11 protein-coding genes are annotated in these 13,955 nt (G+C 47.7%); 4 read left to right on the top strand and 7 right to left on the bottom strand.

Annotated features, from left to right (window positions below; translation table 11 throughout):
• Window positions 1-480 precede the first annotated feature (480 nt).
• From EL173_RS02885 to EL173_RS02910, 4 genes are all read left to right on the top strand, one after another.
• Complete coding sequence (locus tag EL173_RS02885) at window positions 481-1,197, top strand: WxL domain-containing protein (protein ID WP_005715056.1); 717 nt, start codon at window positions 481-483, stop codon at window positions 1,195-1,197.
• Between the two features lie 114 nt (window positions 1,198-1,311).
• Complete coding sequence (locus EL173_RS02890) at window positions 1,312-1,686, top strand: Rossmann-fold NAD(P)-binding domain-containing protein (protein ID WP_005691724.1); 375 nt, start codon at window positions 1,312-1,314, stop codon at window positions 1,684-1,686.
• The gene (locus EL173_RS02895; RefSeq protein WP_014571145.1) at window positions 1,667-2,356 is read left to right on the top strand and encodes a WxL domain-containing protein; all 690 of its coding nucleotides are present in this window, start codon (window positions 1,667-1,669) and stop codon (window positions 2,354-2,356) included. The genes EL173_RS02890 and EL173_RS02895 overlap by 20 nt, the downstream gene beginning before the upstream one ends.
• 269 nt (window positions 2,357-2,625) lie before the next feature.
• On the top strand, window positions 2,626-4,665 hold the full coding sequence (locus EL173_RS02910) for a WxL domain-containing protein (protein ID WP_005691727.1): 2,040 nt from the start codon (window positions 2,626-2,628) through the stop codon (window positions 4,663-4,665).
• A 107-nt stretch (window positions 4,666-4,772) separates the two neighbouring features.
• Here EL173_RS02910 and EL173_RS02915 read toward each other — a convergent pair whose 3' ends face one another.
• From EL173_RS02915 to metE, 7 genes are all read right to left on the bottom strand, one after another.
• Window positions 4,773-5,747 carry an EamA family transporter gene (locus EL173_RS02915; protein ID WP_005691728.1) on the bottom strand — a complete coding sequence of 325 codons (975 nt, stop codon included), beginning with the start codon at window positions 5,745-5,747 and terminating at the stop codon, window positions 4,773-4,775.
• 164 nt (window positions 5,748-5,911) lie between these two features.
• Window positions 5,912-7,630, bottom strand: a complete 1,719-nt coding sequence (locus EL173_RS02920; protein WP_005691730.1) for a hypothetical protein — start codon at window positions 7,628-7,630, stop codon at window positions 5,912-5,914.
• Complete coding sequence (locus tag EL173_RS02925; RefSeq protein WP_014571148.1) at window positions 7,614-8,411, bottom strand: ABC transporter ATP-binding protein; 798 nt, start codon at window positions 8,409-8,411, stop codon at window positions 7,614-7,616. The genes EL173_RS02920 and EL173_RS02925 overlap by 17 nt, the downstream gene beginning before the upstream one ends.
• Before the next feature lie 254 nt (window positions 8,412-8,665).
• Window positions 8,666-9,214, bottom strand: coding sequence for an ECF transporter S component (locus EL173_RS02930; RefSeq protein WP_005684210.1), 549 nt, complete (start codon window positions 9,212-9,214; stop codon window positions 8,666-8,668).
• A gap of 231 nt (window positions 9,215-9,445) precedes the next feature.
• Window positions 9,446-10,270, bottom strand: coding sequence for a PfkB family carbohydrate kinase (locus tag EL173_RS02940; RefSeq protein WP_005691732.1), 825 nt, complete (start codon window positions 10,268-10,270; stop codon window positions 9,446-9,448).
• A gap of 287 nt (window positions 10,271-10,557) precedes the next feature.
• On the bottom strand, window positions 10,558-11,430 hold the full coding sequence (gene metF / locus EL173_RS02945) for a methylenetetrahydrofolate reductase [NAD(P)H] (protein WP_005691733.1): 873 nt from the start codon (window positions 11,428-11,430) through the stop codon (window positions 10,558-10,560).
• Complete coding sequence (gene metE / locus EL173_RS02950; RefSeq protein WP_005691734.1) at window positions 11,408-13,693, bottom strand: 5-methyltetrahydropteroyltriglutamate--homocysteine S-methyltransferase; 2,286 nt, start codon at window positions 13,691-13,693, stop codon at window positions 11,408-11,410. The genes metF and metE overlap by 23 nt, the downstream gene beginning before the upstream one ends.
• Window positions 13,694-13,955 lie beyond the last annotated feature (262 nt).

A 13,955-nucleotide genomic window follows, 5' to 3' on the forward strand; every position in this document is an offset into this window, starting at 1 on the left:
CAATGTCACGGCAGCGGCAGTATTTTGAAAATGTCAGTTTTGCGTGAATGGGGGAAAATCAAAATACGGCACTTTTAGTTGGTATAAATATAATTGTGCAAAAATGAAGGGAAGAATATAATCGCTGAAAATTATTAAATAAATGCTTTTAATCAAACGATATCAATTTTTAGGAATCTAATCTTTGATAAATGATATTTTAAAACTTTGAAATAATTAATAATATTGTTATTGACTCTATAAGGAAGAAAAAACTAAATTATTTAATTTTTACATCAAGAACATAAAACCAGACGAACGCAAGTATCATAATGCTGTCTAGTCAAGGAAGAAAATGACATAAATAACGTTTAAATACTAAACTATAACAATAACAATTGTAATGCTTGAAGAAAACGCTTGCATTACGATTGTTTTGAGAATACTATAATAGACATAGAGAGGAAAAACAAATCAAACAAGAATATGGAGGATAATATAATGAAAAGAGTTAACTACATGGCGATGGGTCTTACTGCATTATCGTTGGCTGGTATGATCTTACCAGTCACCAATGTATTGGCTGCAGGCGAGGCTGACACGCCATCGAAGAAGACTTCCGTTGGTGAAGTTCGGGTCGGGGTGGATCCGACTAACCCAGATCCGAAAAACCCAGATAATCCAGATGGTTCGAAGGATATTTTATCACTGGTAAAAGTTCCGGATCTGAAGTTTAAGAGTGTCAGTGTTGAAGCTTTAGCTACTGGCGATCAAACTTTACCGTTACTGAATAATACGGTCACTGACAAACCGGTGAAGAATGAACCTGCTGGGAATGCGGCAGATGGTAATAATCAGGGAATCTTGAACATTACAGACTATCGCGGAACTGGTGCAGGTTGGCGATTGGAAGCTCAGGCAGGCGAACTTAAGAATGAAACGGGTCAAACCCTGGGCGGCAGCATTGTATTGGCGGGTGATATCAAAGCGGACGAAACCGATAATAATCCGGCAGCGCTCGCAACAAATCCTGAATTAGTTCTGGCAGGTAGCTCGGTTCCAATCTGGCAAGCGGCTAAAGATCAAGGACAAGGCAGAAACACCTCATTGTTCACCTCCCCGCAGAACCTACTGAAACTGACCAAAAATGTTAAGGCCTATGCAGGTAAGTATCAAACTGCGATTACCTGGACCCTGACAAATGCGCCGGGTAACTGATTATCAAACGTCAGAAGAGGGACAGTGATCTTCGACTGGCCCTCTTTTGCCAAGTTTAACGCTGAATAATTGGTTTTTTAGCCAAGGTTTGCTTGAAAAAGGAGGTGCTAACCGATGGGATTTAGTACGTGGCGTTTTTGGATCAAGCTTGTTGTTTTAATGGGCTTCATTGGCTTGAGTAGTGTTGCCGTGTATGAGGTACAAGCAGCAACTTCCATCGGCGAGGTGATCGTGATAGATGATCGACCACAACCCGCTAATCCCATTAACGCGCCTGGCAGCGACATTTTAACACCAAAGCCACTTAAAAATGATTTATCGCGATCCCATAAACCGATGCCGCGTCGCCTACCGCAAACTGGTGAAAACCGTCAGCAGGGTATGTTACCGGTGATTGGCATGATGCTGTTACTCATCAACATCATGGGCCTGAGCTTCTGGCGCGGGCGAAAAGACAAGGGGGATGAAAATGAAAAAGCAAATCCTTAGTCTTACCACCTTGTTAATAGCAGCTGGAATCTCAACAGCCTATCCGGTAGCTGCGGCAGATGACTTAGGGCCAAAATCATCCGTGGCTCAATTGACAGTTGATCCAGGCAATATCGTTTTACAGCAAGTTCCTGACTTAAATTTTGGCGGAATTTCCGTTTATGAAATTGTTAGCGGACAGTTCACAAAGCATGCGTTACGCAGCAATAAGGTTAATCAGGGGCCGGTTAAAAATAGTACGAATGCTAATGACGGTAACGCGTCTGGGTTGTTGCAGGTGGGTGATTATCGTGGCACCAGCGCAGGATGGACGTTAACAGCAAAGATGGACGCGCTAACGGATGGTAAGGGACATTTTTTGGAAGGTTATATTGATCTGGTGGGGACGAATCCGACGACGAGTAATCCTGATTTGAATGCCGTTCACCCAGCAGGGGCCCAAGCGCCGCGGTTGAAGTTTGCCAAAGATCAACAAACGCCTGAGACGGTGGTTTGGCAGGCAGATGCTGCAAGCGCGACTAGTACCGGGCAAGGGCAGGGTAATAATCAGGTGACTATTGGCGCTGGTACGGAGTTGACGTTGGTTTCAAGCCCGATCAATGTTACCACTCAAGTAGGCAGGTATCAGGCGGCAATTACTTGGACACTTGCCAATGCGCCGCAACCTTAAACCACATCAATGCGTTTACCGGTGCAGAAGTCTGCGTGTAAGAACCTTGGTCGCAATGGTCAAAGTGCGACCATCACGCCCAAGGCCACTTACACTCCGGCTTCTAACCGCGCTGGTTCACGCTCATCATAACGCGTTCACCGGTGCAGAAGTCTGCATGTAAGGACCTTAGACGCGATGGCCAAGAGCTTGCCATCACGTTTAAGGCCACTTACACTCCGACTTCTAACCGCACCGGTTCACGCTCACTTTAGAAAGGAGTGACGATCATGAAGAAGTGCGGCTACCTGGTTACTTGGTTGGGCTTGCTGGTTAGTTTTTTGATGGTGGCCCCTTCCGTGTCGGCACACGCCGCGGCTGGGTGGCCGTCATCGTCAGGGTACCCCGCACCGCCATCATTTTCTGATGTTACCGGGCTCTTTGAACCAACTCAAAAAGATTCAAGTTTGATTATCGATTCTGCGACGGGCAGTGCGGTCGGAATGGAAATTAATAAAGATGCTCCTAACCAATCCGGTGCCATCTGGAGTACGGCGCCTATGTTTGACTTGGACAAAGATGCGTCATACACCATGTATTATTATCTGGGTAATAAAACCACAATTGGTGAAGGGATGGCGTTTGTGCTGGCAGCTAGACCAGCTGCACCAAAACAAATTGACCCATCATCGCTTGGTATCTGGGGTGTCGATCATTTACCTGCAGGCAGCACCTCCCAGCAAATAGCTAATACAGCATTACCAAATAGTTTTGCCTTATATGTTGATACTCGGCGTAATGGTGGTGATGCTGCAGGTGGTTATGATCAATATAGTGCTTATACCGATTACTATTTTGGCGCGGGCTATCCAGGACAAGCCAATATGTATCGAATTTCTAATCCTTATTGGATGTCGTGGCTATATTTTAAAGGCGATCCTCCTTTTAATGGCGTCCAAACCGGAATTGGCCGACAGAATACCCTTGCATCAACGGCGGCAAACGGCAAATGGCATCAAGTGAAAATAGACTGGAAGAAGGATAACCGGGGAGGCGGCACGCTAACTTATACTGTCACGGTTCAGAAAAGCAATGGCAAACCCTATGTCTTTTCGGAGAAAGTCACTTGGACAAGTGCTGATATTCAAAAATACTTTGCCCAAAATGCAGACGATCCGGTTCCGCGGCAACTTTATTTAGGTTTCACCGGTACCACCAGTAATTACTATGAACCACATGTGGTTGCTATCGGTGCTTTACCGGAAGTGGCGAAGGTTAAGGGAACGGTTGCGTTAATGCGAGGCGCGGAAACAGTTGATGCCAACACGCATTTGAAGGTAGAAGATGCCATTCATTATGATTATGTGGTGGACGTCCAAGCAACTATGCAAGCAGCATGGCCTACCAATGGCACCATCACCATGGATGTACCCAAAGGACAGTATTTTGATTATCTCAAAGCAGATGGAACGCCGGCGCAACCAGGCGACCAGCTGCCGATAACGCTTACGATTGGCAGTCGCACGGTTACCGTTCAAGGAAAAGTGCAGAGCGACGGCAATCGGATTGTCGTTACGCAAATGCCGTCAGTTGCGGCCGGAACCGCAGCCAAATTGCAATTTTCGCTACCGGCGCGGGTAAAGCATCACGGCTTGCTGAAATCGACGCTGTTTCATGATAAACCAATCGGAACGGTCAGTGGCGACGGGCAAACTTATGATTTAAAAACGCCTGCCGGTAAAGATGTGTTGGAGTATATCCTTGATCCGGAAACCGGTGATTTAACCCTGGAAAAAGTGCCGAGTTTTATTTTTGAACTCAAAGATGGCGCGGGTGGTTATCGCAATCCGAACGTCATGGACATGGTGAACGGTATTCCTAATCCCGATACGGCATCCCCGAATCAGTTAGAAACAGGCCAGTGGTTGACCAATCAGCATGGACTGGAGCCAGCCAACTCGACAGGGAAAGTGTTAAGCATCAAGGATACCCGACCGACCAAGCAAGGCTGGCATTTGATGATGCAACTGACGCCGTTTACACTTGTCGGGCAGCCGTATGTTTTAGGTGATCATGGTAGTCAGCAAGGTGGCAAAGCAACGCTGGTCTTGGCGGATCGAACCGCCACCGGAACGGACAAAGTGGCTACAATCAGAGATAACAACAATGCAACCCTGGTGAAGAATATGGCAGCAGGCGGTACTGATTGGACATTAGGCGCACAGACCGGCAATATTGCGGCTTATCTAGGCATTGAGCAAACTGCTACTGCTAAAGCCGGACAATATCAAGCCACCGCAACCTGGTTATTAAGCAACGCTCCTCAGTGAGTCGAGTAAGCATCGCTGATTAGAAAAAAGGATCCTGATCTGCAGTGATAATCACTGCAGATCAGGATCCTTTTATATCCAAGGTCAAGGTGCTTTTTTGGACGCGGTTAAAGACTTTTCTTTCGCGAAAGCTGCCGGATTAAGCGGCGCTGCACATGTTGCAGCTTATTAAACGGCAGGGCTTGCAACAAGGTGTTTAACACGATAAGAAAACCACCCAGCCACTCTGCCGGACCAAACGCAATGTGCAAGCGGGTGACTGCTAGTGTGGTGGCTGTCAATGGCTCAAACGCGCTGAGCATGCCCGTTGCGACTGGTGAAATGTAATGCAAGCTGCCTAAAACGAGCAGGTAAGCGAACATGGTGCCGAAAATTACGACAAAGGCAATGGCACCAAGATTAGGCAATGTCAGCACAGGATTGCGGCGTAGTACATATTGGGGCAAAAAGGGCAAACTCCCGAGCAGCATGGACCAGCCGGTGACTGCCCGCGCGTCATATTTGGCAAGCAAGGTGCGAGGTAACAACGTGTACAAAGCCTGACTCACGCCGGCCATAATTCCCCAGAAGACCGCAGCCGGTGCCAGACTCAGACTGGTGAGCCGTCCGCGCGTTACCAACAAGTAAGTGCCGATCAGCGCGAGAGTAATACTCACGAAATCAATGCGCCGCGGCATTTGGCGGGTAGCAAATGCGACGTATAGCAAGATAAAAACTGGCCCCAGGAATTGCAGGATCGTGGCTGTGGCTGCATTGCCGGCACTAATGGCGAGAAAATAAGTCAGTTGGGAAGGCACCATACCCAGAAAGGCGAAGAGAATTAGCAACATGGCATCATGCCGATTTTTCCAAATAGTGCCCAGTTGCCGTAAGTCTTTGAGCGAACTCCAGATAACCAGCAATAATCCGGCAAAAAATAACCGGATGCCGACTAGCCATAACGGTCGCACCCCGGCGTTGGTAAATAACATTTGGGTGAATATACCGCTAGCACCCCAAAAGATGGCGCCAACAACAGCAAAAATGACGCCTTTTAGTTTCTGATCATTTTGGTTCACAAGGTGGGTTTCAGTGCGCGACATGGCGGGTTTCCTTTCCAAAATAAACTATCCAGACCATTCTACGCAAAAAGCTGCTACTTGGCTAGTTCGTGCCTTGTTGATCAAACTTTCGAACAAGCCAACCGTTAAATCAGGCCATTAAAAAACCTCGCAAACACGTCAAGCGCATTTGCGAGGCAGGTTTGTTAGTCATTTTCAGTATTAATTCTGAGCTCATAGCGTAAGTTGGTCCGATAGAAATGTCCGAGGAGTGCCCCGATAGAAGCGCCTAAAATAATGAGGCATAGCGGGAAGAGCCAGCTGGCCAGAAAGCCGCCGATGAAAATGACGGCCATTGCCGCAATCAGGCCAATGGCGATGCTGACACACCCAACCGCACCACCGCTAAAGTTGGCATTGGCAGAATAGACACTGGCAAATGGAAATTGGCCGCCAACCAGTGGCCAGCCCATCATGAGCGTGAAGCCATAAGTCAACACGATCACACTAATGCCGGCCAACAAGGATAACCAACCACCCATGATGGTTGTGACCAAGGTGATTAGCAACAGTGGCGGCAGGAAGAGTCGGGCGAACATGGCTTTAACCACGCCGCGTAGTAATAAGCCGTGGGTTGTGAACGGAACGTATTGGAAAACCGCCATCGCTTTTGGCTGACTTGAGAAGCGTAAGTTAACCAGCGCAGGAGCCAATGCCACGATCACGCCCATACCGGCATATGCAATATAGTGCTGGGCAGTTGCAAACGGCATATCGCGAATCTCGGTACTGATAAAAATCAACGGCAGAATAATGCCATACGCCAGCTGCGGGTAAACGCGTAACTTGTAATCACGTTCGCTACCAAGCACCCGCCAGCCTAGTGTGAAATAAGTTCGCTCATCCCCGGGCCGGGTCATTAAAGTACTAATGCCGCGGAACCACCAACCAAGTTTCCGGGTACGTGCATCGCCTTGATTCAATTTTTCCAGATAGGACTCGAACGCGCCAGAATAATGTAAGAAGACGAGTGTGAGAACGCCGGGAACGACGATACTTAAAATGGTTAATACGATACTTAATAAATTCACTTGACCCGCAAAAAGCATCGGCAGTCCGGCAAACCATGCTGGCACTGCTAGCAAGTATACCCAACTGAATTCAGGAGCGAGTGACAGGTTGACTGACGACATTCCCCGCGGTAATAAATTAGGTAACTGTCCGCCAACGTAAATCCCGATCATCAATAGAATCTGGACTAAGTTGAGCATGTTGCGTAACCGTTCGCCATCGAAATAGCGTAATACCAGTAAATAAACAAATAAGGCGATCACTAAACTGAGGATACCGCTTAGTATCAGTCCCAACAGCCCACCCACGGCTACCAGTGGTCCAAAGTGAAGACCGGTGATGACAATTCCCGGAATCCCCATTGCTAATAATGTGATGCCAAGATAGAAGCAAACATTAAGGATGCGCGCAAAACTCAAAGTGCGATCATTGACCCCGCGTGAAGCAAAAACGGTTCGATCACGCGGATCAAGAATTAAACTCGAATAAGTGGTTAGGATGTTCAGAAAACTTGTTAGCAGTTGAACGGAGAAAAAGATTGTGAACAGTGTCAAAGCCGAGGCCGGTAGAAACATCATCAGGCCAATAATGACCCCGAAAAGCAGATTCCAGAGAAAACCGGTTCTCAGGCTGGCATCTTTACCGCGCTTACGCTGACTGAAAAGACTGCCCATGCCACTTGGCTCGCGGGCGGCCAGTAAATTTTTGGTGGCCAAAATGAGCCGCAACTGATCAAATTGGATACCGCGTTTTTCCAGCGCCGGGGCAAAGCGATTTAGCCAAGCAAACACTTTGGGTAATGGCATGGCGGCTGTGTTGACCGGTTCGGCTTGCGCTTTATTCAGCCGTTTCATTAGAATCACCGCCTGTCACAATATCCACGAATGTCTGGGCTTTTTGACCATGCTCGGCAAATCCGGTCAGATCGTTAAACAGCTGTTGCAGGTTGGTATCCGCTTCTTTAGCAAGGGTCTTAAACGGTCCATCTGCAACCACCATCCCGTCATTAAGCAAGATGATGCGATCGGACAATTTTTGGACAACATCGAGAATATGGCTCGAATAAAAAATTGTCTTGCCGCGGTCGCGCAGGTTTTGTAAAACTTCTTCGATGACGAGCACCGTATTGGCATCCAGACCATTAAGCGGTTCATCCCAAAAGAGTATATCCGGATCATGCAATAGACTGGCAATGATCAGCACCAATTGACGCATCCCTTTAGAATAAGAGGAAATTCGCCGATCGAATGCATCTTTCAAGTTAACCAGTTCTGCTAAGGCGAATGCTTTTTGCTCGGCATCGGCGGCACTGAGACCATACAGTTGCCCGATCAGGCTGAGATATTCACGGGCAGTGAGCGCATCGAAAACATCGGCACTTTCCGGTACATAGCCAATGCGGCGTTTGTAGGCTGTCGCATTAGGTTTGAGTGGTTGACCGAACAATTCGATCGTACCGGCATCAGGCTGGAGCAAGCCGAGCATCATTTTAACGGTGGTACTTTTACCGGCACCATTAGGACCAATGTAACCGACAATGTTGCCGGGGGTAATCGAGAAGCTGAGATCCTTGAGAACCTGTTTAGCGCCAAAACTTTTCACGATATGATTCAATGAAACAATGGGTTCTGCCATCATAATGGCCTCCTTTAGTCGGGCGTTGTTATGTATGTATGTCATCGGCGTTAGTCAATGATGTGATCGAAAATGGTACGGCAATGCTTGCGCTGATTATGACAGAAAAAATTATGCGTGTATAGGCAAACGACTTATTTATAACGTATTTTTCGGGTATAAAAAGAACACTGCTGAGATTTAGCAGTGTTAGATAAATGCTTAGACTTCTGGACTAGTCCACAATAAAGGCTGATTAAAGAACATAAACGAGCTTAACTATTAAACCGTTTGAATAGTGGACGAAGCATAAAGTACAGGATAGGCACGATAATCGCTGTGGCAATGGAATTGATGACCGTTGCGGGAAGACTTAAAAAGGCACCAACAACCGCGGTTTTTAAGATGGTTCCGACCATGAGTGCTTCGACGATACCGGTTAAGTAAGAAGTGACGATTTTGGTTAGCCCGGCAACAATGGCAATGGTGATAATATACTGCGGCTTGTCCTGATGCTTGAAAGCCTTAACCAACGCACTGACAACAATGGCCATGACGATTGCTTCCAAGGCAGTTAGCCATGAGGTGGCAGCATAACCGTTAAGCAAATCAAAGCCACCAAGACCAACCACAGCCGCAAATCCGCCAAGCCGCCCACCAAGAAATAAAATTGCGAGCACCATGAGCGGATTGCCAAAGTGAATAAACGGCCGCCCGACCATCGCAGGGATGGGAATACGCAAAAGGGAGATGCCGATGTAAATAATGGCAGCAAACAAGCCGGTAAAGATAATGTTTTTCAAGGAATGTCGTGAAACTTGCATGGGAAAACCTCCAAAAAAAGTGAGCGCGAGCCGGCGCGGTTAGAAGTCGGAGTGTAAGTGGCCTCAGGCGTGATGGCCGGGTTTTGGCCATTGCGCCTGAGGTCCTTACACGCAGACTTCTGCGCCGGGGAGCGCGTTATAGGAAAGTAAGCGCGAGCCGGCTTCTGCGCTGGCGAATGCGTTATGGTGGAATCTAGTTTATAAAAAATAATGCCACAATAGCCGAAATCTCTACGGCAGTTCTTTACTAATAGCCGAAATGACCCCAGTTAAATTCAAGCCATATTTGGGATTGGTATTCGTAGCCAAAGTGGCTTTAATGGCAATTTGCGCGGCAATCATGCCGATCGCTGCAGCTTGACGTAAAGTTTGTCCTTTTAGCAAGGCGCTTGCCAAAGCAGCGGCGAAAAGATCGCCTGTGCCGAAATAATGCCCGGGTTCTTTGGGCTGAGCGAGTGCAAGTGGGCCACCTTGTGCATCCACCCCGATAACGGCCACTTGGTTATGGTACGGCACGCCGGTGATTAAGACGGCACTGTTGAATTGGGTGTAAAGACGTCTGGCCAAAGCGCTCACCGCTTTAGGATCGGTTGGTGCAGTTAAAGGTTCTTCCAGCAGTAGTTGTGCTTCAGTCACATTTGGGGTTAAAACAGTGGCTCGCTGCGCTAATCGCTGCATGGTAGCAACATACTGTGAATCAAAGCCCTTATAACGTTTGCCATCATCGCCCATCACCGGATCGATGAGGATAAGGTGAGATTGGAACTTAGGCAGCCAACGTTCCCATTGATCAGCAGCGCCTTGGCCCAAGTAGCCGAGGTAGATCCCGTCAGGATTTAGTTGCAGTTGTTGCCAATGTTTGAGAATACCGGACATTTCCGAACTAAGATCCAGATAGGTATTCGCGCCGAGTCCGCCGGTGTGGCTGGAAAGCAAGGCAGTGGGTAAGACATACGGCGTTAAACCCAAGCCGGCCACAAGTGGTAAGGCAACGCCCATCGAAACCTGACCGACACCGCAAAGATCCTGACTGATAATGATACTTTTAGTCGACAAATGAATCTCCTTTCTTTTTAACTAGTTGTTAACTTTGAGAATGGCGAAATTATGGCAATTTGTCAAATGAAATTTAATCATTCTTTCTGGTCTCACATCATTATTCGGCTAACTGGGAATGGCAAGGTTTGGTCAAAAATCATTTGGACTGTGCATCGATCCTGAGTCATTTTGAAATGAAGGTTGCTTAAACGTTTTCCCGCTTGTGCACAAAACCCGTTTTCTTTGCGTGGGTTTAACTGACCACGGCAAAGAAAACGGGTTGCAAAGTGTGTGCTCTTGGAAGATTAAGCATTACGAATGGTCTGAGTAGCGGCTGCAATGCGTTTAACGACAGTCGGGTTGTCCATCGTGTAAATGTGAATACCATCAACGCCATGGACCAGTAGATCAATGATTTGATCGATGGCATAGGCGATACCGGCATCCCGCATGGCTTCCTTGTTACCGGAAAAATGCTGCATCATGGCGACGAACTTTGGGGGTAAGTGAACGCCTGCCATTGTTGCCATGCGCTCAATTTGGTGTTCATTAATCACCGGCATAATCCCGGCTTCAATGGGCACATTAATGCCGGCTAATGCCGCACGCTCACGGAATTGATAGAAAACCTGATTATCGAAGAAAAGCTGACTAATCAACTGGCTTGCTCCGGCATCGACTTTTTCCTTGAGATGGCGAATATCGCTCACAACGTCTGGTGACTCGGGATGCTTTTCCGGGTAACAGGCGCCGACAACATCAAAGTCGCCAACTTGGTGAATGTGTTCGATTAAATTGCAGGCATAAGGGAAGTCTTCACTGACGCGTCCGGATTTTGGGATGTCGCCGCGTAAAGCCAAGATGTTGTCAATGCCGGCTTCCTGAAACCCACGCAGCTCAGCATCGACTTGGGCGCGCGTGAGTTGGGCAGCAGGAAGATGGGCAACGGGTTCAAGGTTGAATTCATCCTTGATCAACTTAGCCACTTCCAAGGTTCCCATGTGCGGTTTGTTGCCACTAGCACCAAATGTGACGGAAACAAAGTCCGGATCGGCGGCTTTAACCGCGTCCAAAGTGTTGAGGATGGGGCGCATGGCGATGTTCGTCGCATTTTTACGCGGGGGAAACACTTCAAATGAGATGACTTGATGATCTTTAAAGCACTGGCTGATTTTCATGAGTAAGTTCCTTACGCACTTGTTTAGCAGCGGCAACCATGTTGATGAGGCTGGCCTTGGTTTCAGGGACATCGCGAGTCTTGAGACCGCAATCTGGATTGATCCAAACGTGGTCAGCAGGCAGCCGCTTGAGAATTTCGTGGATAATATGCACAATTTCGTCTTTAGACGGGATTCGTGGAGAGTGGATGTCGTAGACGCCAGGGCCAACATGAGTCTGGAAGTGGGTGGCTTTTAGAATATCCAAAAGGCTAAAGTCGGAGCGGGCCGCTTCAAAGGAGATTACATCGGCATCGAGATCATCGATTGCTTTAATGATGTCGCCAAATTGCGAATAGCACATATGCGTGTGAATCTGGGTTTCCGGTTTCACTTTGCTGGCAACTAGCCGAAATGCCGGAACTGCCCAGTCCAGATATTTCGGATACCAGTCTTTTTTACGCAGCGGCAAGTTTTCGCGTAAGGCCGGTTCGTCAATCTGGATAATCTTAATGCCGTGTTTTTCAAGATCGAGCACTTCATCTTCCAAGGCTAAGGCGATTTGTTCCACACTGGTTTTTTGACTTAAATCTTCACGCGGGAAGGACCAGTTGTAAATGGTGACTGGGCCCGTGAGCATGCCCTTGACGAGATGATCGGTTTGACTTTGGGCAAAGACGGTTTCGGCAACGGTAATCGGTTTGGTGCGGACGACATCGCCCCAGATAATCGGTGGTTTAACGCCCCTGGTGCCATAGCTTTGAACCCAACCATTATCGGTAAAGCGGAACCCGCCAAAGTTTTCGCCAAAATATTCCACCATGTCGTTGCGTTCGAATTCACCGTGCACGAGAACATCCAGGCCAATTTCTTCTTGGAATCTGAGCCATTCGATTTCTTCTTTGTGGTTGAAGGCGGTGTATTCGTCTTCGGTAATTTCGTGGCGGCGGAACTTGGCCCGATTGCGCCGAACTTCAGCTGTTTGGGGGAATGAGCCGATGGTGGTCGTTGGCAGCAGCGGGAGTTTGAATTCTTTTGCTTGGATAGCAAGTCGGGTTTTGCGCTCAGGCGTGCGTTTGTAATCTTCCGGCGTCAAAGCGGCAATTTTGGCATTCAAGGCTTTATTTTCCTGATAACGCGGTTTACTGAAAAGGGCAACGTTGGCTTGATAAGCAGCATGATCCGCGCCGGTGTGGAAAATGGCATCTAACTCATGCAGTTCGTTGAGTTTTTCTTCGGCAAAGGCCAAATATTGCTTTTCTTCAGGTTTCAGATGGGCTTCATTGCGAAGTGTATATGGGACATGCAAGAGTGAGGTCGAGGTGCTTAATACCAGCTTGTCCGTAATGGTTGCCAGTTGTTTGATCGTTGCCAAGGCATCGGCATAATGTGTCCGCCAAATGTTCTTACCATTCACGATTCCTGCAAATAAGGTGGCGTGCGCTGGGAAGCCGTGTTGTTTGAGCAGATCAAGATTGGCATATCCTTCGACAAAATCCAGCCCGAAGCCGTCAAATGGCAACTTTTGAATACGGTCAAACGAATCGGTTAAATCGCCAAAGTAAGTCTGAACCAGGATTTTGGTAGCCTTTTTTTGGGCCAAAATTGGGGTATAAAGCCGTTCGAATAAAGCAAGGTCGGCATCGGTTTGGTCATAAACCAGCGCCGGTTCGTCAAGTTGTACCCAGTCAGCTCCAGCTTGATGCAAGCGATCAATGATGGTCGTGTACGCAGAAATCAGGTCGGCAACAAAGTCATCAGGCACAACATCAATGAAGCGAGACAATTTCAGTAACGTATACGGGCCAATCAAAGTCGGGCGCCTGTTAATGCCTAGCGCTTTAGCTTCTTCAAATTGCGCGAAAAGCTGCCAATCCGTTACTTGGATCTGGGTATCGTGATCGAATTCAGGTACCAAGTAATGATAGTTGGTGTTGAACCACTTTTTCATCGCCAGCGCTTTAACGTCGCCGGCCTCTCCTTGATAGCCACGCGCTTGGGCAAAGTAGGTGTCAAGCGGTGATAAGTTCAGGTCTTGGTAGCGCTTGGGTACAATGTTTAAAAGATTTGCAACGTCCAAAGTGTTATCGAAGAATGAAAAGTCACCGGTTGGAATCTGATCAATCCCAGCAGCTTGAATGGTTTCCCAGTGAGCTTTCCGCAGTGCTTTAGCTTTTTCCTGCAAGTCTTGGGCAGAAATTTGATGCTTGAAATATTTTTGGGTTGCAAATTTTAATTCCCGATGTTCGCCAATGCGTGGGTAGCCGATAATCGTTGTTGTCATAAAAATCCTCCTAGGTAAATGAGCGTGAACCGGTTTTTGCACCGGTGAACGCGTTAAAAGTCAGTGCTGTGGAAACGAATACTGATCAGCTGTGCAAATTAGCCAACCATGTCAGCTTTTATCAAAAACCTTGCCAAAAGATGCGGTCATTTAGGCGTACGGCACATTTGAAAATAAAAAAGCCGTCCTTGGCCCAGACATAGCTTGTCTGGGCCAAGGACGGCTTACCGTGGTACCACCTTGGTTTGAAAGCTGCTCACAC

Origin of the sequence: Lacticaseibacillus rhamnosus (assembly GCF_900636965.1) — a bacterium.
Taxonomy (GTDB): domain Bacteria; phylum Bacillota; class Bacilli; order Lactobacillales; family Lactobacillaceae; genus Lacticaseibacillus; species Lacticaseibacillus rhamnosus.

Excerpts from the sequence above, each read along its gene's own strand:
- EL173_RS02885 (WP_005715056.1), top strand. The coding sequence starts at position 481 with ATGAAAAGAGTTAACTACATGGCGATGGGTCTTACTGCATTATCGTTG.
- EL173_RS02890 (WP_005691724.1), top strand. The coding sequence starts at position 1,312 with ATGGGATTTAGTACGTGGCGTTTTTGGATCAAGCTTGTTGTTTTAATG.
- EL173_RS02895 (WP_014571145.1), top strand. The coding sequence starts at position 1,667 with ATGAAAAAGCAAATCCTTAGTCTTACCACCTTGTTAATAGCAGCTGGA.
- EL173_RS02910 (WP_005691727.1), top strand. The coding sequence starts at position 2,626 with ATGAAGAAGTGCGGCTACCTGGTTACTTGGTTGGGCTTGCTGGTTAGT.
- EL173_RS02915 (WP_005691728.1), bottom strand. The coding sequence starts at position 5,747 with ATGTCGCGCACTGAAACCCACCTTGTGAACCAAAATGATCAGAAACTA.
- EL173_RS02920 (WP_005691730.1), bottom strand. The coding sequence starts at position 7,630 with ATGAAACGGCTGAATAAAGCGCAAGCCGAACCGGTCAACACAGCCGCC.
- EL173_RS02925 (WP_014571148.1), bottom strand. The coding sequence starts at position 8,411 with ATGGCAGAACCCATTGTTTCATTGAATCATATCGTGAAAAGTTTTGGC.
- EL173_RS02930 (WP_005684210.1), bottom strand. The coding sequence starts at position 9,214 with ATGCAAGTTTCACGACATTCCTTGAAAAACATTATCTTTACCGGCTTG.
- metF (WP_005691733.1), bottom strand. The coding sequence starts at position 11,430 with ATGAAAATCAGCCAGTGCTTTAAAGATCATCAAGTCATCTCATTTGAA.
- metE (WP_005691734.1), bottom strand. The coding sequence starts at position 13,693 with ATGACAACAACGATTATCGGCTACCCACGCATTGGCGAACATCGGGAA.